The organism is Halobellus sp. H-GB7 (assembly GCF_030848585.1).
GTDB lineage: Archaea > Halobacteriota > Halobacteria > Halobacteriales > Haloferacaceae > Haloquadratum > Haloquadratum inordinatus.
In genome coordinates this window covers 88,665-111,245 of the sequence record NZ_JAVDDW010000006.1, presented here as the reverse complement: position 1 = coordinate 111,245, position 22,581 = coordinate 88,665, and the positions used below count along the sequence as shown (strand labels likewise).

The window sequence follows — 22,581 nt, the reverse complement described above, 5'->3', positions numbered from 1 at the left end:
CTGAATCGCTCTCAGAGCGAATCTCGCACCAAATCGTCGAACTCGATTAGGATCTGCTCAGGAACAAACTGTTCGAAGGCCACCCATCCATCCGGAAATCCAATTGTTACTCGCGGATGCAGCGGTTCGCCGTGTTCCATCGAGCGGACGTCAGTCGAGACGGTGACGAGTCCCGTTGCCGCGTTGAGTTCCGTGTCACCACGCCGGAGAAGGTCCTCGACAATCGCGTCAGTGCGAACGTCGGCTACGTTTCCAGCTTCTGGATCCTTTGACCGGACCTCGATCTCCCGCGAGGTGTCTCGTGGGTTCGTATTCCTCAATCGAAGCGTCGAATACCCATTAACGCAGGCGTCTTCGAACCGTCCACGGAATCCGGTGTCGAGGAAGGAAATTCGGGTTGCATCATCCAGGCCAAGGTAACTCAGCACAGCCTGTAGGGTCGCGTCTGCGGTACTGTCGTCGGAAGCCCGAACGGCGAGGAGTTGGGTCCTCGGTTTGAACGTCGCGACCGTCGTCGGCCTGGTTTCCTTCGAGATCGTCAGTTGCGTCTGTGACCCGGTGTCGGGGACGTTGCAGACGACGTAGATGCGGTCGTGGTCTCTGATGGCTGTCTGGACTTCGGGTCCATACGCACCCGGGGAACCCACGTCTCCGACTTGGCCGGTCGCTCCGTCGGGTGAAACCTGGCGCAGACCGTCGATCTTGTAGTAGTAGACTGTCCGGTCACCTGCAAAGCGGAGCTGTGACGCCGCCCGTCGGAGTTCGATCTGAGAGAGTTCGTCGAGTGTGTCGGCGAAGCTCCTGTCGTCGACATCGATGGAGATATCAGCCGCTTGGAGTACGCGACGACGGGCAGCTTTCGAGGGGAGATCGCGAATGAGTTCTTGTGGTGACGCGTCGTTTTGCGTCGGATCAATTGGTAACTCCACGTAATGCGAACACCTGTCCGTGAACGTAATCCTCAGTTTGGTGAAATAGGTATTTCGGAGAGGAACTCTGAGACGGCAGTTACGTATTTTTATATGGCTCCTGCGGAAAGCCTTCGTAAGGCTGACTCATGTCTGAGCAGGAACAATCTAAGCGGGCGGAGGGTCGCCCTGAGCTTCCTATTGAGCGTGGCTTCCCGATTGAACGAGTAAACGAGATCGCCGAGAAGGAGGGCCGAGCAAAACAATGGTATCGTCCAATCTATACCATGCATAAATGGTGGGCACGGAGGCCGGGCTGTCTTTTCCGTGCGATCACTCTCTATTCGCTTCTTGATGAGGATACTACGCTTGATGATGTCGATGTGTATGAACCAGGCGAGAATCAGACCCTGGGTGAAAATGGTCTAGACAAAGAAGATCTCGTAGAAGCGATCGGTAACGTTTCGATGGAAAACCCTGAATCACTGTGGGAATTCTATCCGAAGGATGTCCGAATCAAGAACAAGAAAATACTGGACCCGTTTATGGGTGGGGGGACTTCACTTGTTGAGGCTTCCCGTTTTGGTGTTGAATCAGTTGGTGTAGATCTAAACCCAGTTGCATGGTTCGTTACTAAGAAGCAACTTGATGCTGGCCAAACTGACGTTGAGGAGCTGGAAGCCGCATTCGAGCAGTTGAAAGAAGATGTGGCAGATGATATTCTTCAGTATTATCGGACACCTTGTCCAAATGGTGACCACGATGCGGACGTCATGTACAACTTCTGGGTAAAGGAACTCGATTGCGTCTCCTGTGGTCACACAGTTCCATTGTTCAAGGACTATCGGGTCGCGAAAGAGCGATACAGCGACGATCCAGGATACAACGTTCTTTGTCCGGACTGCGGAGCGATCACGATAGTTGACGATTGGCAGGAAAAAAGCGAGTGCAACGATTGTGCTCACGAATTCAATCCCAAAGAGGGCCCTGTCACCCGAGGAGGGTATTATAATTGTCCCAAATGTGGACAGAAAGAAGCGATAATCGATGCGATTCAGGGACAAGATGGATATGATCTACAGCTTTACGCTGTAGAATACTATTGTGAGGAATGCGATCAACAGGGGCTAGATAAGAGTACGCACAAGGGATATAAGCAGGCTGAGGGGGTAGACAAACAGCTTTTTGAGGAAGCTAAACGGGAGTGGAACACTCGGACGGATTTGCATGAGTATGTGCCCGAGGAGAATATCCCACCTGGGCATATGACTTCTGAACGCAATCCAGTGTTTGATCATGGGTACGAAAAGTGGACGGATATGTATAATGAGCGGCAGCTCCTCTCATTTTCAAAAATACTCAAATCTATTGATGAGTTAGAAGATCAGAATGTTGCAGAGTTTTTACTTTTGGCTTTTTCCGATGTATTGGAAACTAATTCGATGATGGTCTCTTACGACCATGGTTACAATAAGATAGACCATATTTTCAAAATCAACGCGTTTGCTCCTCCAACATACCCAACAGAAAATAACGTCTGGGGTACGAAATTCGGACGGGGAACATTCACTGCCATATATGATATGGTGAAAAAAGGTGTCGAGTATGCCAATAATCCAACGGAACGCCATATCGTAGATAATGAGACTAAAGAAACATCCGAATTTGCCCAGCCTATTGGTCTGAACTCTGATGTTTATCAAGATGACATGCGGAATATCACTACAGAAAACGAATATGACGCGGTCATTACTGACCCGCCGTACTACGACAATATCATCTACTCGGAAGTCGCGGATTACTTTTACGTCTGGCAGAAAGTCCTTTTGGAAGACAAATACCCCGGTTTCGACCGTGAAAAGACGCCACGAGCAGAATCTATTGTCACAAACCCCTACCTCGACAAGACTGCAGAGGACTTCGAGCACGAGATGGGGCAAGCGTTAGAGGTTATCAACCGAGCACTCAAAGATGATGGAACACTCGCGTTCACGTATCATCATAGTGACGAAGAATCTTGGGGTGAACTCCTTGAATCACTCTGTAACAATGATTTCGAAGTGACGGCGACTTATCCAATCAATTCGGACTTGATGAAATTCATCGGTGGCGAAGCCGTCTCGTTCGACATTGTTATTGTAGCCCGGCCGACCGAGGAACGGACACCAATCAGTTGGCGTCGTCTCCGTATTGAAATTCTTAATCGTCTTGAGGAGATTCAAGAGAGCCTTGAGGAACACCGGGATCTTTCTGAAGGTGACATCGGTGTCGTTGAGATGGGTGCTTGCTTCTCGGAATACTCCAAACATCACGGAGAGGTCCGCCGAAGTGGTGACATCATGACTGCCAAGGAAGCTGTTCAGGAAATTTACGGGATCATCCAAGACAACGCCCTCGGCGAGCAGGACATCTTCCTGGCGTTACAACGGAATCGTTCGCCTAGCTATAACGACTTCAACAAACTTCTCCGGCGGAGTGAGGCCTCAGAAGAAGAGATGCGTGAGAAGGCCCTCTTCCGGATGGAGGGTAACGACTTCATCATCGGCGACTGGAGGGATCAAAAGCGTCAGGCCTACGTCCAAGATAAGGTCACCGGCGAGAATGGTGATCTGACTGTCTTAGACAAAGCTCACTTCCTGCGTTACCGTTACGAAGAGGACAAATCGACCAAGGAGTACTTAGAGCGCTGGAATTCCGACGATCTTCAGGAACTCTGTGAGGGTCTCGCCGAGGCGACGGGAGACGAGACATATCTGAATATGCTTGGTGTCCACAACACCAACTGGGACGAATTCACCGACGAGTAGATCTTTTGTAGAGTTCCTTTCTTCGCCAGCTGAGTCATTAGATCGGGTTCCAATACCCACCGTAGCAGAATAAAATACATTACCTTGTTTCTAATAGACTATAAACCAGGTCAGTTCTACCTGATGAAGTCTAATCAAATCTAATAGCATCTTACGATACATACTTTAATAAGATGGTCGGCCATCGTGTCGGGTATACATGAGCGCGGAAGGAACTCTCGATACCACAATCGACGACGTGCTGACGCTCAGTCCGGAGCTCACCGAGGGGGATAGCCTCATCAAGGGCCAGATCCGCCTCTACGATGTTGACAGCGAGGCCGATACGCTGGAATCCGACGCAGAGCGATTCTTCAACCGTACGCTACTGACCGGTGGGCTGGAGGACTCCCTGAAGCGACTCCGAGACACTCGTCGGGGCGAGGACAACAACCGCCTCCACGAGATGTATGGGCCGTACGGGACCGGGAAGTCCCACCAGATGGTCGCGCTGTACCACTGCTTCAACTCGCCCGACGTGGTGGGCGAGTGGGCCGATGGCCGTATCGAAGGGCTTGGAGAAGCGCTCCCTGACGACGCGCTCCCGGTCGTCGTCTCCCTCCAGAAGGAGCAGTACGAGTACCTCTGGGAGCCACTGTTCGAACAGCTGGATTACGAACCGGATGAGGAAGAGTACGACGAGGAGGGTGGCTACCCGAGCATCGACGTCATCCAGGACGCGGTCGGCGACCGCACCGTCGCGTTCTTCATGGACGAACTCGAGGACTGGTTCGGCTCGCTCAGCGGTCGCCGGAAAGACGCGAACCGCGGGTTCCTGCAAGCGCTCTTCGAGACGACGTCCCGTCCCAACACGGAACTGTTCGCGTTCGTCTCCGTGCTCCGTGAGGGATCCGACGTTCATGATATCCTGTCCCGCGAGCCCGAGCGCGTGCAGGTCAACATGTCCAACCAGGTCGACATTCGGGATGTCCTCCGTCACCGGCTCGTCGACTCCATCAACGACCGCTCGGCGATGCGCACGCTCGTCGACCAGTACATCGAAGCCTACGCGGACACTGATTACGTCGATCTTCCGGATGGCCTCCGGGAGGAGATGTACGACACCTACCCGTTCCACCCGATCCTCATCGATTCGCTGAAAACCCGCTACTTCGCGGAGACTGAGTCGGGGGCGACTCGGGGGATGCTGTATCTGTTCGCGAAGGTACTCGTCGATCAGTACCAAGATACTGACCTTCTCACGCACGGCGAGGTCGACGCCGTCGAGTACAACGACGAACTCACCCGCATCAACGTCGAACACTCCCGCCCGGACCGGTGTTACGACGACATCCGGGAACGTCTCGCCGACGCCGATATCACCTACGGCCGACCCATCCTCAGCACTGTTCTCATCTACTCGCTCACGCCGGGGCTCGCTGAGGGCGCGACCACCTCCGACATCGTTATCGGAACCTACCACGCCGGCGACCGCATCAACGACATCATCGTCGACCTCGAACGTCTCCAAGGCGAAGTCTACCACCTCTGGCGCTCCGACGACCGCTACGTCATTCGCGAGGACGAGAACCCACGCTCGCTCGTGAAGAACGCCGCTCGCGACGTCGAAGATGAAGACGCGATCGAGCTCGTCGGCGATACCGTCGAAACGCTATTCGGTTCAGGTGCACACGCGGTCGGCTTCAACGTCGACGGGGAACTCGAGAACGTCCCCGATAGTCAGAACATCAAAACCGTCGTGAAAAACGGCCCCTGGGATGCGGACAGCGTTGGTGAGATCATCAAGAATCAGCCTGCTGGTCGACAATGGCGGAACACGCTGGTGTTCGTCCAGCCCAAGAACGGCAAGACCATCTCGCCCACCTCGCAGCAGGAGAAGTTCCTCGGGAAGGCCAAGGAGGTCATCGGCGCAGAGATCCGCAAGGCGGACGAGAACCTTGCAGAGGAGATTCGTGAAGAGATCGCAAAGCTCCACGATGAGTACGAAGACGATCTCCTCGAACGCTTGGAGAGCGCCTACGGGGAGATCATCGACGGCGACGACCTCCTCAACGAGTTCGACTACGCGGCCGAGATGTCGCTGGAGAACTTCGTCGCCACCGAACCCGTCCTGAACGCCAGCAACATCGCCGCAGCAGCGGAGGCGGATCCCTTCGACCTCCAGCGTCACGTCTGGGACATCGTCCGCGATCGCCTCGACAACCGCTCCGAGACGACCATCGACGATATCTACGAGCAGTTCCTGATGGACCCGACGTATCCCATTCCGGGGAGCGCGCAGGCGGTCGTCAACGCCGTCGAGGACGGGCTCGGAGACAAGCCGATCCTCGCCCACGATGGTAGCGGGTTCAAGGACGAACTCCGCGGGCTGAATCAGGATACGGTGCTCGTTCTGGAGAGCGACGTCGAGAAGTGGTCGACTGAGGAGGTCGAATCCGAACTTCGGGGGCGCTTCGGCGCCGGAACGAAGGAAGTCGATCTGGGATCGTTCGAACTCGATCTTCGCCAGCGGACCGACGTGTGGATTCACGACCAAGACCCGGAAGACGCCGTCAAGATGGCTGCCGGGCGGCTGGCAAACGAGGACCACTACGTCCTCGTCAGCGGCAGTGAAATCCTCGACAAAGTTCGCTCTGACGCGACGCTCAGAGACGTCTCGGACGCTAAGACACTCGGGGCAAACGAGATTCGTGACCGTATCGAGGAGACGGTTGATGCCGCCGGCGAAGCCGATACCAGTCAGGTTCTTACGACCATCCGGAATGACGCTGAGGTCTACCTCCCGCAAGACGATACCGAGTCCGCATTCCGAAGCGCGGTAAGTGCGCTCCTGGCGGATGGATACAAGCTCAAAACTGGAGGCGACTACGTCAGTACCCTCGGTGATCGTGACCCCACGTCCGTCGTCCTCGCGCCGATGGTTCCCGAGGACATCGGCGACCGGATTCTGAACTATATTGGCGACCTCGATGAGGAAGCCACCTTCCAGGTGCAGTCGATTCAGGTTGAATGCGCTGCGGGACAGCCCGAGGCGGCGGTCAAACACTTCCTGCTCGCAAACCTCGGAAAGGAGGACCCACACTACGTTGTCGGCGCGACTGGCTCAGAGGATCCTGCAGACTGGTTCCCCGGCGCTGGGTTCCGCATCCCGCCGGAGGAGGGCTGGACTTTCGAATACCAAGGCGACAGCCCGGCGGAGATGCGCCAAGAGTGGAACGAATCACACGAATCTGGCTCCGTCTCCTACGGATCGCTTTCATTCAATACCGATGGTGAGGGCGCAGTGCCTGGCGGTCTCCAAGGGGTTGCTGAGTTCCAGCAGGCACATACGGATCTGCAACTCGAACTCGGACAATCTCACGAGATCGTCGCCGACATTCTGGAGAACATCCCTGAGTCTGCCACAAGCATCGACATCACCATCCAGTTCGAATGACGCGCAGCTTCAAATACGAAGACGGAACCACCAGCTATCATGTCTGACCCGGACGCGAACTCGCGGGATACGCTCCCTATCGAGCGGGGGTTTCCCATCGAGCAGGTGAACGACCTCGCTGACCGCGAGGGCCGCGCTAAGATGTACTACCGACCGCTGTCCACGATGCACAAGTGGTGGGCTAGACGGCTCGGGAGCGTGTTCAGGGCGATCTCGCTGTACTCGTTAGTCGATGATCCTAGCGCTGTCGAAATCCATAGTGCAGACCAAGAAAATCTGAACCTTTCCGATTTCGGCGACAGCGATACAGAAGACACCACCACCGAGGATCTCGCTCAACTCATCGAGTCGGTCAGTCTCACCGAACCAGACGCGCTCTGGGAGCTGTATCCGAAGGACGTTCGCGTTGACGGGAAGACCGTCCTTGACCCGTTCATGGGTGGTGGAACGAGTCTCATGGAGGCCATCCGATTCGGGGCAGCCGTAACCGGTGTCGACTTGAATCCTGTCGCGTGGTTCATCTCAAAAAAGAGCCTTGAAGCTCACGAGGTCGATGCCGACGAGCTGCAACAGGCCTTCAACGATGTCCGAGCGACCGTCGCAGACGAACTCCAGTCTCACTATGAGACTACCTGTCCTCACGACGAGAACCACGTTGCTGACGTCGTGTATGCGCTCTGGGTACGGAAGCTAGACTGCACTTCCTGTGGCGAGACGGTCCCACTGTTCAAAGATTACCGCGTCGCGAACGGTCGCTACGAGGACGACAACAAATACAACGTCTACTGCCCGGACTGTGAATCCGTCTTTCTGACTGACGACTACCAAACCGAGTCCGTTTGTACGGAGTGTGGCTACGAGTACATCCCGGCGAACGGTCCAGTCTCTCGAGGCGGTAACTACGGATGTCCGTCGTGCGGTCTGCAGTATCCAATCGTCGATGCGATTGCCGACGGGCAGTCGTACGCCGAGGATCTCTACGCGATCGAGTACTACTGTACGGAGTGTGAGGACGAAGGCAAGGATCGAGCGACCTTCAAGGGCTTCACTGCGGCAACTGACAAAGACCGTACTCAGTTCGATCGTGCTAGCGAGGAGTGGCACTCTGCAGAGGAGTTAGATGCGTATATCCCTCAGAGTGAAATCCCTGAAGGTGCGATTACGGCAGCGTCCGGCATAAATGGAAACGATGTCTTCCGCCACGGCTACGAGACGTGGTCGGACATGTTCAACGATCGCCAGCTCTACTGTCTTTCGACGCTGCTCTCTGCCATCGATGACGTCGAAGACCAGACCGTCAAGGAGTATCTCCTCCTCGCTTTCAGCGACTCTCTGATGTTCCAGAATAACTTCGCCCTCTACAATATCTCCGGGACGAAAATAGAGGGGATCTTCAGACAGAACTCCTACCAACCCCAGGTCGAATATGCGGAAAACAACGTCTGGGGAACGAGAGCTGGGCGAGGCACGTTCAAGAATACGTGGGAGAAAATCGTCAACGGCGTCGAGTTTGCCCATCAGCCCACGGAGCGGTACCTCGAAGATGGAGAACTCAAACAGACGGATTCGTTTGAGAACCCGGTCGGTGGCGAATACACACTCCACCAGGGCGATGTCCGGGACGTTGAGCTTGAATCGGAGTATGACGCCATCATCACTGATCCCCCGTACTACGACAACGTCGTCTATTCGGAGGTCTCAGACTTCTTCTACGTCTGGCAACGGCTGCTTCTCTCGGATGAATACTCCTGCTTTACCCCCGAAACGACGCCTCGCGAAGAGAGCATCGTCTCGAACCCGGCTATCGACAAGGACGGAGCTACCTTCGAGAGGGAGCTCAAGCAATCGTTCTCCAGGATGCGGAACGTGCTGAAGGACGACGGCGTACTCACGTTCACGTATCGGCACAGTGGAATCGAGTCCTGGGGGGCGCTCCTCGAGTCTCTGTGCGACGAAGGATTTGACGTGACTGCGACGTATCCGATCTCGGCCAATCTCAGCGAGTTCGTAATGGGCGACGAACTCTCCTTCAGCGTGATCGTGGTCGCACGACCGATGACGGATCGCGACCCGATCAGCTGGGCTGCGCTTCGACGACAGATGTACAGGACCGCGCAGCGAACGGAGGAGGAGATTCAGGAGGGACAAACCATCTCCGAAGGCGATATCAGCGTCGTCAAACTCGGACGGTGTTTCCGAGAATATTCCAAACACCACGGCAAGGTCCATCGTGAGGGGTCCGTTATGTCCGCGACTGACGTTGTCGCCGGGATGTACGACATCATCGCTGGTGATGATGGTGTCTCCCCCGACGAAATCTATCTGAGCCTCCTGTCGATGGGGGAGCCCACGTTTAACGATGTGAACCGTTTGTGTCGAGGAACTGGAGTCAGCCCAAAGGACCTCCAGGAACGGGCGTTTTTCGACACCACAGATGGCTTCACGTTATTGCGGTGGCACGATGAGCAGCGGATGGCTTACCTCCAAGCAAAAGCCCCTGACGAACTCTCTGCTCTCGAACGGGTACAGCTCCTCCGATACGCTGCTGATGAGGAGACCAAACCCAGGGAAGAGAACCGCGAATTGGAGGTCACAGGAGAAATGATGGACGTAGCATCCGAACTTGCGGACATCACTGGGGACGAGACGTTCCGTCAGATCCTCAGGGACTAACGTATTTCACACTCCTGTGAGACGTTCGTAATGACATGAGTGATATCGACGCAGTGGCGGGCATGTACAACATCATCGTGAGCGGTGAACGAGAGTCCGCTGAGTATCGGGTTCCCGTCGAGGAGTTTGTGACGAAGCTCAAGAACCGAGATCTCCCTGACGAGATCTGCGTAGCAGGTCTCGAAGAAGTCCTTACCGAAGATGAGGACCTCCGCGATCAGTTGGTTTCTGCGATGCGGCAAGAGATGGATTATCTCAACAGCCAGCGCCCGTTACCAGCGATTCAGTTCGTCGTCGACGGTGGTATCCAAGGTGCTGGTGACTCGTTCGACGTAGAGATCGATGATGAGTTCCACTCCTTGGAGCCAATTTTTGGTCGGCAAATCAAGAAGCGGGATTCCGGATGGCTCGTTGCGCCGTTTCGCGTGTAGCACCCGTCAACGTTCACATCAGGGGGAATGGCCCTTCTGTGCTTACTGAGGTGCCCTCCGGATCCGATCTGAGGAAGTGCAGGGTCACAGTCCCGTGGTCGTCGTTCCCGTCAGGATCGTATATCGGGATGCACGTTGTCTCGTGTTGTGGGTATTTTGGATGGTCTTCTTCATCGCTCTTTGTGCACGCCTCTTTGATTCGGGACTTCGTCCACTGCCCCTGATTTTCTAGTTCCGGTTTGTTTGGTCCGTAGGATGCGAATGCAATCGCCGCGATGACCCGGTCAGCAAACGTAGCGGGATTGCTGATGCTGAAGGGGCCGTTCGTATCGTGAACCTCCGAGAGGGCCTCCTCTGAGACGCCGCTGAGACTGAGGTGTGCATCGGAAGTCGCCTCGAAAACGTGAAGTTCAGGATAGGTAATCGCGAGCGTCTCCAAGATGTACTTTCGGATGACCTCCTCGTAGCCCTCGCAAGTGAAGTCCCCGTCAGGTGAGACGACCTCTATTTCTGCCCCAGTGTGTTGTATGGGAAGTCGAACGTTGCGATACTGCGGGCAGAGGAATGCCATCCGGTCGGTCTCCGTGAGATAGGCGTACGCGAACATCCTCGACCGGGATGCAGACTCGTTAGCTGGATTCTTGCCCGCTTGATAGTACTTGGAGTCCAGTACCGCGAGCGTTTGGTCCCCGTCTGTGAGGAGATGGTCGGGTTGGTGGCGAGCTTCAGAGTTTCCAGCGAAGGGATAGATCGGCGGCTCAGGCTTGCATTTGACCTCCGATAGCTGTTCCAGGTAGTCAATCTGGCGTAGGGAGTCCACTTTCCGGTTAAGAACCCGGTTGGAGTAATCCTGGAACAGTTTATTCATACTCAGCGCATAGTCGACGAGGAGTTCCTCCGGGCCACCCCCAGCCTGTCCAAGCAACGTCGACGAAAGAATCGATTGACTAGTGTGGAACGCTCGACGGTAGTAATGACGTTGTCGAGGGAGATCCTGGAGGGAGAGGCGACGATATCCCCCGATTTCCTTCTGGCTACTCTGGATACCCAGCTCCTCTATTCGTTCAACCTCCTGATGAACCATGGAGAGGAGCACATCCTGACGGGGGTGCTGATGGCCGTTCTGATCCTGCTGGAGCAGCCTGAGGAGCAACTTCCCAGCCATATGGATTGCCGAATTCACAGGGTTAGCGTACTCGACCTGTGTTTCAATCCAGGTCGGAGCCAGGTTCCCCGTTGCGTGATTCATCAGCGTCTGCTCGACGTCGATTGAACCTAGTCCTTCGAACCCGTCCCGGCGACGAATATTGAGATCCCGAATGAATCCCTTGCGGCGGATCGTTCGGACACCATGAACGTAGTTGATCGCCAGGATGGCGATAATGCGAGCGGATTCAACGCCGCTTGACACCAGCTCGTCGAGCGGTACTCCGTAATGAGACTGCGTCCTGTCGATGTCGTAGACCGTAAGGAGCATCTGGATGACGTGCTCCCAGTCGACCTTGGGTTCGACCTGAACACTCATCCCCGGGACGAGCCTCACAATGCCGACGACGTCTGAGGGCTCGACGTGGAGTGTGTCATCCACGAGGCGTACTGAAAGGACCTGTAGCGCATCAGACTCGGGATTTCGCCCGGATCGAGTCCGTAGTCGGGGTCGCTTCTTGACAAATTTGCTCCCCTCTCGAACGAAGTTCGCCGCCCGAAGTTCGTTATTGATCGTATCCGGATCGCAGTCCTCGATGATGAGCTTTCGATTCTCCTGGACGGAGCAGAGGGATGTACCGTAGTCGTAGCGGACAGCGTTACTCATAGGCGCTGACGCCCATCTCACGTTCCTCAGCCTCCGCCTGCTGGTTCGCGAGGTCCATAGCAGGGCTAAGGTCGAACGCTTCGAACTGATTGTCGAGCGTCTCGTAGTGACTCGCGAGGCGATTGATCTGGGGCAGTGCCGCTGTGTTCAGGATACGAGGCGCAATGTACGTGGCGAAGGCCTGCCCGACTGCGACATCTTCCTCACCTCTGTACTGACCGCCGTCTCCACAGGCGTGCTTGAGGAACTGGGTGACGTCCTCGTAGTGCATCGGCCCGAACTCCATTATTCCATCCTCACCGCTGGTAGTTGTCCCCTCGTTGATCCCCTGGTGGTGGCTCTCGAGGAGTTCCTGAAGCTTGTCGCGGTCGATATCCACATCAGAGCCGAGTTCTCCGATCCAGCGGTCGAACAGCGAGGCCCGCTCCTCATCACCGTAGCGACTGAGTTCTATCATCGCGAAGCGACGAGTGATCGCATTGTCGAGTTCGTTCACTGTCCGGTCCGACATATTCATCGTACAGATGATCTTGACGTTGTCGTTGAGCGTGAGCGGATCCCCGTCGTCATTGCGAAAGATAACCTGATCTTCGTCCTCGATAGCGGTGTATAGTGGCCCGAATACCTGAGAGATGTCTGCCCGGGTGATTTCGTCGATAATGACGCCCCAGTTGTCCTGATACTCGTTTGCCTTCTGGATGCCCTGTGAGACGCAGCCTGCTCGCCGATGATACTCAATCTCGCCGTCTTTCGTCTCCGGCTGGATACTACCGGTGATGTCCGCAGGTGTCCATGTTGGCGTCGCGGTGTGGATCGAGTAGTCGATGCACGCCTCCAGTGCGAGCTGCTTTGCGAAATAGGTCTTTCCGGTGCCGGTCGGCCCGTAGAGAACGATTGGCTTCCCGACTTCGGTAGCGGTGAGGGCGTTCTTCTTGACTGTGTCTGGGACGAGCGTCTCGCCCAGATTGTAATTCCGTTGGGCGACGGTCTGTTTGACCTCGAACGGTGTGACGGTGGACGTTAGGACTGCCTGCTTGACCTGTTCCCGATTACCGGACCGCCGGCCGTCGATCTCCAATTCGTTTACCAGATATCGAACTGCATCCGGGTCAGAGGTGCGATTGATGAAATCGGTGGCGTAGGTCGCATTATTTCGAATAATACCGCTGAATTCCTCCGCCTCCTCGCGGTCGTAGTTCTCGAAACTCGGCTTCCCGCTACTCATTAATTGGGAAATATCGGGGGGCTACCATAAAACAACGTGTATAGATGGAAGAACGTGAGCTAGGGGGATACAAAGAAACATACCTATGTAGATTAATTGTGGAATTGAGACAGATCCTATGGCATTCGACTCAGAGTCATTCTCTTCTGGGCACACCCTCATTCAGCAACTTGAGGAATACAACCCGTGGTGGGAGCGCGGTCGAGAGGCGAGTCAAACTGGCGACTATTCCTCGCTCCAGGACATCTTCTATCAAACATACGACGAGCTGCACCAACAACAACGGCGGTTGATTCCCATAACCGGCCCTGACGGGGCTGGAAAAACCGCCCTTCTCGAGCAACTGGCCTCTGCACATATTGACCCGAATTTCGTAGAGAAATTCGTTCGAGACGCAGACAGGCGTGAGCAGGCTCAAGAGCACCTCGTATCTCCATCGGACGTGCTGTACATCCCTCTTCGAGACGATCCGGTCTTCCAACTTCAGCCGGAAGCCCAGCTCAGAGCAGCCGTGGATCACTTCGAGACGCACGTCCTGGGGCACTCCCAGTCATCCCCGCATTACATCCTGTTAGATGATCTCCATACGGTTGAGCGCCCAAACAAACGCGGGAATCAAGATGTCGGTCGCTGGGAGCGCCTCCTTACGGACTTGATCGCCGAACACGATGACCGCCGGATCGTGTTCACGGCGCTTTCGAGAGGTGCCGTACGGGCACGATTCGAGGAGACCGACCTTGCAGAAGTGCATGAAGGGGTCCGCGGGGAGACGCGCGAGCTGTATCCCATGGGCTTCGCCGATTTCCTCAAGATGCGATACCGGGATATCGAACTCGCACCAGCGGCCGAGCGGTTCGATGAGGGCGCGGTTCGAAAGGCGTTACTGGAGGCTGTCGAGGCGGGAGACACTAACCGATTCGTAGCCGAGATCGAAGCTCAGAACAGCGACGCAATTGCTGACCCGTCGACGGTGCGGCGGGAGATCGCGAATTACTGCACGAGCGGGGGGATGCTGACGCTCAGAATCGCCGGTGACGGCATCTCGATTGACGAGGAGCGATTTGTCGACGTGCTCCGTGGACGTAACGATGTCGACCTCGAAGCCCACCAACGGGAGCTGCTCTCCGACTTCAGAGACGATCTCCTGCACGCCGCGACGAGCCTCGGCGGGGTGAAGGACGCGCTCGGCTTGGAGCGGTTTTGTGGCCTCGCTGCTCACGAACATCCGACCGGTGACGTGCGCTTCGACGATCTGACCGAGGTGCTCGATGTCGACCGCCGGACCCTCCGAGATAAGTATCTCAGCGCCCTCTCACGACTCCACTTGCTATCGGCAGCACAGGAATACGACAATCAACGTCCACGGAGGCTCCGATTTTACCTGCGGGATCCAGGGCTCACGAACGCGTTCTGTCGGAACGATCTCAATGACGTTCTTCGACGTGAGCCCGGCCTAGACGAGGCGCTGGCGAAAGCAGTCGCGTTCGATCACACGATACGATTGTCGAACGAACTCAACCATCCCCACGATCCGAAGCGTGGAGTAGTCAAGTTCTGGGTGGGATCAAAGGGCACCGTCGACTTCGTCCCGAAAATACGCGGTACTCCCGTTCCGATACTGTGGTCTCACAACCGGGCTCTGGACGAACTCCAGGTGAGTCAGGACACACCTGATTTCGATGCGTTACAGGAGTTCCTCGAGAGCGATGCCTACGAGAGCGAACGAGACCGAGTCGATGAGCAGATGTACAGTCCTGTGACGGACACCTTCACCAAGCAGAGGCGAGCATACGTCGAGCAAGACGGCTACGGAGGTGAGTTCAGTGATGACGAGAAAGCTGCCTTCGACGCCGAACCAGCATTCGGGGTTGTGCTTACAAATGCGCGGTCAGCGCTGGATGAAGGGGTCACCGTCAATACTGACGGCTCGAAGCCGATCATCCAAGTTCCGCTTTGGACGCATCTTCGGCTGCTATAGCGGAGATAACTGAATGAAGCCAGCAGGAGATGTAGCTAATCGGGCAAATGCCTCTTCGGGAGAGAGGACTATCGACGAGCGTAGTACCAGTTTTATATGTCCCTCGTGGAAATGGATGGACATCAGATGTCTGAGCAGCAACCACAAGAGGAAAGCCGTCCTGATCTCCCTATTGAACGTGGCTTCCCCATCGAACGAGTAAACGAAATCGCTGAGAAAGAAAGCCGGGGAAAGCAATGGTACCGTCCGATCTACACGATGCATAAGTGGTGGGCACGTCGCCCGGGATGTCTCTTCCGTGCCATTTCACTGTATTCGCTAGTGGATGAGTCAACTACGGCTGATGAGGTGAATGTGTACGACCCAGGTGAAAACCAGACATTGGGAGATAACGGTCTAAGTTCATCGGACTTAATCGGTGCGATTAATGAAGTCGATCTTGACAATCCAGAACCACTCTGGGAATTTTATGCCAAGGATGTCAGAATAAAAGATAAAAAAATTCTCGATCCTTTCATGGGTGGAGGGACATCCTTGGTAGAAGCATCTAGATTTGGAGTCGAGTCATCTGGTGTTGATCTAAATCCTGTCGCCTGGTTTGTTACCAAAAAGGAGATGGATGCTGGACAGGCCGATATCGATGAACTAGAAAGCGCCTTTGATGAGGTTAAAGATGAGGTCGCTGAAGACATTCTTGAGTATTATCGTACCTCTTGTCCGAACGGAGATCATGAAGCAGAAGCGATGTACAACTTCTGGGTAAAAGAATTAGACTGCGTATCCTGTGGGTATTCTGTTTCTCTTTTCAAAGACTACCGAGTTGCCAAAGAACGATATAGTGATGACCCAGGTTATCATGTATTTTGCCCTGGGTGTGAGGGAGTAACAGTCGTAGATAATTGGCAGGAGGAGAGTGAATGCGATCTGTGCTCCCATTCTTGGATTCCCAAGAACGGGAACGTTTCACGAGGAGGGTACTACACTTGCCCGGAGTGTGGGCAGAAAGAGTCTATTGCGGATGCCTCTGAAGAGCAAGGAAAACCTGACGCTACACTATATGCAGTTGAATTCTACTGCAAGGAATGCGATGAAGCAGGATATGATAAGGCCATACATAAGGGGTATAAACAAGCGGGGACCTTAGATAAGCAGCTTTTCGCGGAAGCAAAAAAAGAATGGAACACCCGATCAGACTTACACCAATACGTTCCTTCAGAGTCAATACCTGATGGATGGAAAACTACTTCGGGGAAATTTTCTGGCTCTGCTCCTGGGGCTGGCGACGTACGCCCGCATGGTTATGAACAATGGACAGATCTCTTTAATGAGCGTCAATTACTACTGCTGGCAAAGCTGCTGAAATCAATTGATTCTGTGCAGTCACAGGATGCTAAAGAATATCTACTACTGGCTTTCTCGGATTCGCTAATGTTCCAGAGTACATTTTCAATCTATAATCAACTTCGGAATAACATGGAGGGTATATTTAGGATGAATTCTTACGTCCCTCAATCCGACTTTGTGGAAAATAACGTGTGGGGGGCAGAATTTGGACGAGGCAACTTCCAAAATACTTGGGATAAATTGATGGAGGGTGTCCGGTATGCGCGTGAACCGACTGATCGATATATGAAAGATGGCGAAATGATCGAGTCACCTAAATTCGCGCAACCAATTGGCGAAAACTCAGAGATCCACCAAGGTGATATGCGAAATATATCGGTTAAGAACGAATATGATGCAATCCTAACAGACCCCCCATACTATGACAATGTTATGTATGCTGAGCTATCTGACTACTTCTATGTATGGCTGAAAATAGTTCTACAGGATATCTACTCCGGATTTGACGATAATCATACGCCCCGTGCCGAATCAATCGTCGCAAACCCCGCTCAGAATAAAACGGTCGAGGACTTCGAACACGAAATGGGCGAAGCACTTGATGTTATAAATGATGCATTAAAAGAAAACGGCACACTAGCATTTACCTATCACCACAGCGATGAGGAATCTTGGGGAGAACTGCTAGAATCCTTATGTAAGAACGACTTTGAAGTGACTGCTACCTATCCGATTAACTCTGACCTTAACAAGTTCTTTGGAGGAGAGGCTGTCTCTTTCGATATAGTTATTGTCGCCCGACCAACAGAAGACCGCAGGCCTATCTCCTGGGACTCACTCCGACGGCGCATTGTTCGAACGGCCAGAGAAACCCGAGAAACACTCGAGGAACATCGAGAGCTTGCAAGTGGAGACATCGGTGTCATCGAGATGGGGAAATCTTTCCAAGAATACTCCAAGCATCACGGCGAGGTTCATCGAGCGGGCGAGGTGATGTCCGCGAAGGAGGTCGTCGACGAGATTTATGGAATCATCCAAGACAACGACCGTGGTGAGCAAGATGTCTACCGGGACTTGCTAGAAGAGTGGAAGCCGACGTATGACGATCTGAACAAGCATCTCAAGCGTTCGGACGCGTCGGAGGCACAGATGAGGGAAATGCAATTGTTCCGTATGGAGGGTAACGACTTCATCCTCTGCCAGTGGGATGATGAAAAACGCCAGGCGTACGTACAGAGTAAGGTCGAAGAGGACAACGGAGACCTCACGAATCTCGACAAGGCGCACTTCCTCCGCTACCGCTTCGAACAGGGGAAATCCACTAGTAACTATCTCGAAAGATGGGACGAGGATGAACTGCGGGAACTCTGTGAAGGGCTGGCAGAGGTCACTCGGGACGAGACGTATCTGAAGATGGTCGGTGTGGATACGTCGCTAGCAGAGTTCGGCGACGATTAAAGCCGAGATCGGGAGGAATGAATCCAGATGTCCGATTTGCTAACTGCCTTCGAAAAGATACGAGAAGTCAAGCGTGAGCGTCACGAGATAATTCAGGAGACCCCCTTCGATCTGTGCACCGAAATCAGGGACGCTGGGAGAGTCTTTCACGACATCTGGGACGTTGATGAAGCCACGCAGATTCTGGTTACTGAGCAGGGTCTAGAAGAAGCGGAAGCTGAACGACGACTCAAACAGTATGCCACTATCTTCTACAATAACCCAGAAAACCCTCACTGGGCGGAACGCTTCGGTTCGCAGTTCTTCGATGGGGACAGTGTCGAAGACTTGGTTGAAGAATCGCGGTTCTCTCAAGGCGAAATCGAGCGATGGATTCGTGAATATGTTGGCGTCCATCTGAAGGAAACCGATCTCCAAGAAGTGGACCTTCCATCGGAGCCTCCAGATTCAGAGATACTATTCGAATCTCAACGCGAGGCCTACCCACAGGCCGCGAGCACGTTAGGTGATATCAACTTCGACGAGATTGTCGAGTCCGTCAACGAACTGGAGGCGTCCGATTTCGAGTTCAAGTGGGTCGACTTCCTCGTGGCTGGACTCCGGGACGAACTCTATGAGATCTACCAGGAGAAGGGTGAGGAGCAAGTTGTCTCAGTACTTTCCGAACTTCTCGACGATGAGGATACGCTAGATGCTATTCTCAGTCAGGTCGATAGCCGGTACCTCAAAGGAGAGCGCGAAAAACTCCTCAAGGACGCAATCTCAGCTCACAACGAGGGACGATATGGTCTATCGATACCGACTGCGTTGACGCAGATCGACGGCGCGATCATTGAGGCGGCGACTGATTTAGGAATCTGGGAGCTGGATAACGAGGTCACTGGGACACGGGTCGTCGCCAAGGGAGAGGGCAGCCACCAACACATCTCGGAGTTCCGTGACCCATTCAGAGACCTCTATCCGCGATTGATGGGCCGTGGGTCCCCCCGGTCCAAGATTCTCCATGGTATTCGAACTGATTTCGTAGATGACGAAGCCCTCTCTACGAAGATGATCTGGCTGGCAATGAAGTCGTTCTCTGCGGCCGACAAGGTCTATTCGGACCTTTTCATCCGGGAGGAGAAATTACTGGACTACCTCTCGGTCAGCTCCCCAAAAGACGCTTCAGAGATCGCAACGCGCTTCCGATCCAACAGGGCTCATGCAGTTGACCGATGTGTGAGCCTGGTTGAGGACGGTTATCTTGAACCAGCGTCGGATGAGAGTTATACAATTACACCAGATGGCGAAGAGCGCCTCACTGAACTCCGTGGGTATTGAGCCCTAATGTCGGCGAAGAGCTACCGGGTTATCTATGGGTTCGTGAGGGTATATCTTGGTGGCCCGCTTCCGAACTTCAAAGAATAATCACTTAGCTGAATCCTCTGTCTAACCTATTTCCCACCTACCTCAGTCCAAAGATTGCTACCATCTCCATCTACACAACCTATTTGGCCACATACCTGTTTCGTTGGACCATGGAAGAGCAGGACCTCGTCGACATCGAGGTCACGCACGATGACCCGGACAATCTTGTAGACTCCTACTCCTCAGGAATTGCAGATTTTCCCTTCCACCGGCAGACTGTCGTCGCAAATCGTCTTCTTGCGGGACAGCCCGACACAGAACTCCGTTCTCTCTCCCGCGTCGACGAGGAGGAAGTCAAACTCCTCGAACATCAGGTCGACGCTGCTCACAGGGCCCTCTTCGAGATGGATGGGAAGGCACTCCTCGCAGATGAGGTCGGCCTCGGAAAGACGATCGAGGTCGGTATGATCCTGAAGGAGATGCACTATCGCGAGACCGACGACTCGGTGCTGATCCTCACCCCGGCACAGCTGGCCAAACAGTGGCAAGGGGAACTCCTCGAGAAGTTCGGGCTCGAGTTCGTCTGCAACTATGACGACGAATTCCAGGGGTTCGATGCCCACAACTACATCATCGCCAGCATCGACACCGCCAAGAGCGACCGACACCGCGCGACCGTGCTCGCTCGCGACTGGGACGTCCTCGTCATGGACGAAGCCCACTACGTGAAAAACGAGGAGACCGATCGCTACGACCTCATCGACAAGCTCACGTACGACTACGCGTTTTTCCTCACAGCCACGCCCATCCAGAACGAGCTCACCGACCTCTACAATATCGTCTCCTTGCTACGGCCCGGCTTGTTCGGCAGTCGAGACACCTTCCACCACTACTTCGTCGACAATGGCCAGGAGACGCTCGTGAATCGGGACGAGCTACAGCGACGGTTGGGGCAGGTGATGATCCGAAATCGCCGTGAGGAAACGGACATCGACTTCACGGACCGTATCATCGACACGCGGACCTTCGAGCCGAGCGCAGCGGAGAAAGAACTCTACGAAGCGGTAACGGAGTACGTGCGAAGCGCGTACAGCCAGGACAGCGGCCAGAAGCTGGTGCTGATGCTGCTCCAGAAGGAGGTTGTCAGCAGCCCGGCAGCGCTGGAACAAACGATCCTCAAACAGCTCGAGGAGCAGAACGAGCTAACGCACCGAAACGAACTCGAAACGATCCTCGACAAGATCGACGCGATTGACACCGTCACAAAACAGGAGCGACTGTTCGACATCGTCGAGGAGGTCCGTGAAACGGTCGATATGGGTCGCGTTATCGTGTTCACGCAGTTCCGGGCGACCCAGCGTCAGGTCCTGCAAGCGTTGGACGATCGGGGATATACCACTCACGCGTTCCATGGCGGCCACTCAAGCCAAGAAAAGGAGGACATCGTGGATCAGTTCCGCGAAGAAGGTGGTGTCCTCGTGTCTACTGACGCGATGAACGAGGGACGCAACCTCCAGTTCTGCAATATTATGGTGAACTACGATCTGCCGTGGAACCCGATGAAGGTCGAGCAGCGAATCGGGCGGATTCACCGGATCGGCCAGAAGCGCAAGGTCTACGTCTTCAATATGGGCCTGAAAGGCACTATCGAGGAATACGTGCTGGAACGTCTCTACCACAAGATCGATCTCTTCCAACAGACGGTCGGAGAACTGAGTACGATTCTTACCCGACTCGAGGACTCCGGGAAGAGCTTCGAAGACGAGATTTTCGAACGGCTCACCAATGCCGACTCTGAGGTTGAACTCGAGAACGACTTCGACTCGATGGCGATCGACCTTGAGGAGCAGCAGAACCTCTCACAGAAGGTGGAAGAATTCAACAGCGGCGTCTTCGAGAGTTTCGATCTGGGGGCGGACGATGACTGATGTGACCCACGCGGTGACGCAATCCGCGCTAGAAGCATTCACTCGGGAGTATCTGAACGATCTCGGTGCAGCAATACGTGAGAACGGGAGCCGGTGGGAGGTACGATTACCCAGCCACGTGGACGTCGATTTTAGCGACCGTCACGAGTTCGAGATTGCCCTGGATGGTGAACGTCGAGACGGGACAGAGGACTCTGTTTACGTACTCACGCCGGAGAGCGAATTCACACAACAGCTGCTCGATGAGGCGGCAGCGATGGCGACTGTCGGGCAACTCGCCCTGACGGACTCGATGACTGACGGCGACTATCGGGATCCGCCATGGATTGTAGAAAGTGATGTAGAAGTCGAAGATGCAGCATTCAGTCCGTACTATGACCGGACAGCCATCTGCGTGTTCGTACGCATTGACGTCGAGACCGTCAGCGAGTACCAGACCCAGTTCTTGGAAGCAGTGACGATCGACGTTGAATCGAAGGACCAACTCCCCGGTGTAACAGAGATACTTGTTGAGGAGTTTTTCAGCCCAAAATCCGGCTGGCGTGACGAGGTAACTGTAGGGAGTGACCAGAGCGACGTGACAGTTGCTCCCGAGAAGCTGGCAGACGCAATCGTTGCCGGACAGGAAGCTGCTGTGGGAGGGGTCCAGGAGGAGATCGACGAGATTCGCCAGTCAGCATCTCGTGCTGCTGATTCAGAGTTTGAAGAGTACCGGCAGCTTCAGGAACAGCGAATTAACGACCACCGAACAGAGATAGATTCTCTCTCGAACCGTCTCCAGAAGTTATCGTCGGATGTCGACGGTGCAGACTCACAGCAACAACGTGTAGAGGCACTTGAGAAACGCCAAGAGCTCAAAGCCGAAAAAGAAGATCTCGAAGCGGAGTTAGAAGAGCTCCTGCTGGAGAAGGAACAGGGGTACGCTCAGAAGCGACAGGAAATCTATCACCGTCACTCATTAGAGGTGAACACCAAGCCCACTGCGTTCACGCTTGTGACGTATGAGCGCGGAGAAATCGAATTCACTGTGGCCGACAACGGTCGAACCGCCGTGATGCGTGCTCCGTATGCTATCGGTGCGGGTGTAACCGACGAAGTCCACTGTGAGAGCTGTAACACGCAACTCTCAGCGGAGAATCCGATTAGTTTGGTTGCTGGAAGGCTTGGGTGTCAAAGCTGTCAATGACGTTGGTGAGACGTGTGTTCGCTCGGTAATCGCTACAGTCTCTCCGA

General features: G+C 54.5%; 12 protein-coding genes. 9 read left to right on the top strand and 3 right to left on the bottom strand.

The genetic code is table 11. The annotated features are described in order from the left end of the window. Positions 1-11: 11 nt before the first annotated feature. On the bottom strand, positions 12-929 hold the full coding sequence (locus tag RBH22_RS11685; RefSeq protein ID WP_306677579.1) for a hypothetical protein: 918 nt from the start codon (positions 927-929) through the stop codon (positions 12-14). 128 nt (positions 930-1,057) lie between these two features. Here RBH22_RS11685 and RBH22_RS11680 point away from each other — a divergent pair, with 128 nt between their 5' ends. From RBH22_RS11680 to RBH22_RS11665, 4 genes are all read left to right on the top strand, one after another. After that, positions 1,058-3,715 carry a DUF1156 domain-containing protein gene (locus RBH22_RS11680; protein ID WP_306677578.1) on the top strand — a complete coding sequence of 886 codons (2,658 nt, stop codon included), beginning with the start codon at positions 1,058-1,060 and terminating at the stop codon, positions 3,713-3,715. A gap of 199 nt (positions 3,716-3,914) precedes the next feature. Then, positions 3,915-7,151, top strand: a complete 3,237-nt coding sequence (locus tag RBH22_RS11675; protein ID WP_306677577.1) for a DUF499 domain-containing protein — start codon at positions 3,915-3,917, stop codon at positions 7,149-7,151. 39 nt (positions 7,152-7,190) lie between these two features. Continuing rightward, complete coding sequence (locus RBH22_RS11670) at positions 7,191-9,824, top strand: DUF1156 domain-containing protein (protein WP_306677576.1); 2,634 nt, start codon at positions 7,191-7,193, stop codon at positions 9,822-9,824. A 35-nt stretch (positions 9,825-9,859) separates the two neighbouring features. Continuing rightward, positions 9,860-10,255, top strand: coding sequence for a hypothetical protein (locus tag RBH22_RS11665; protein WP_306677575.1), 396 nt, complete (start codon positions 9,860-9,862; stop codon positions 10,253-10,255). A gap of 13 nt (positions 10,256-10,268) precedes the next feature. Here RBH22_RS11665 and RBH22_RS11660 read toward each other — a convergent pair whose 3' ends face one another. Both RBH22_RS11660 and RBH22_RS11655 read right to left on the bottom strand, forming a co-directional pair. After that, entirely contained in the window at positions 10,269-12,068 is a 1,800-nt protein-coding gene (locus tag RBH22_RS11660; protein ID WP_306677574.1) for a hypothetical protein, read from the bottom strand. Beyond that, complete coding sequence (locus RBH22_RS11655) at positions 12,061-13,293, bottom strand: AAA family ATPase (RefSeq protein WP_306677573.1); 1,233 nt, start codon at positions 13,291-13,293, stop codon at positions 12,061-12,063. Before RBH22_RS11655 ends, RBH22_RS11660 begins: the two co-directional genes overlap by 8 nt. A gap of 118 nt (positions 13,294-13,411) precedes the next feature. Here RBH22_RS11655 and RBH22_RS11650 point away from each other — a divergent pair, with 118 nt between their 5' ends. From RBH22_RS11650 to RBH22_RS11630, 5 genes are all read left to right on the top strand, one after another. Further along, positions 13,412-15,271, top strand: coding sequence for an AAA family ATPase (locus RBH22_RS11650; RefSeq protein WP_306677572.1), 1,860 nt, complete (start codon positions 13,412-13,414; stop codon positions 15,269-15,271). Positions 15,272-15,397: 126 nt separating this feature from the next. Then, positions 15,398-18,073 (top strand): DUF1156 domain-containing protein, encoded by a 2,676-nt coding sequence (locus RBH22_RS11645; RefSeq protein WP_306677571.1) that lies wholly within the window; start codon positions 15,398-15,400, stop codon positions 18,071-18,073. Between the two features lie 27 nt (positions 18,074-18,100). Beyond that, positions 18,101-19,393, top strand: a complete 1,293-nt coding sequence (locus RBH22_RS11640) for a hypothetical protein (protein ID WP_306677570.1) — start codon at positions 18,101-18,103, stop codon at positions 19,391-19,393. A 197-nt stretch (positions 19,394-19,590) separates the two neighbouring features. Then, entirely contained in the window at positions 19,591-21,348 is a 1,758-nt protein-coding gene (locus RBH22_RS11635) for an SNF2-related protein (RefSeq protein WP_306677569.1), read from the top strand. After that, positions 21,341-22,534, top strand: a complete 1,194-nt coding sequence (locus RBH22_RS11630; protein WP_306677568.1) for a hypothetical protein — start codon at positions 21,341-21,343, stop codon at positions 22,532-22,534. Before RBH22_RS11635 ends, RBH22_RS11630 begins: the two co-directional genes overlap by 8 nt. Positions 22,535-22,581: the final 47 nt, after the last annotated feature.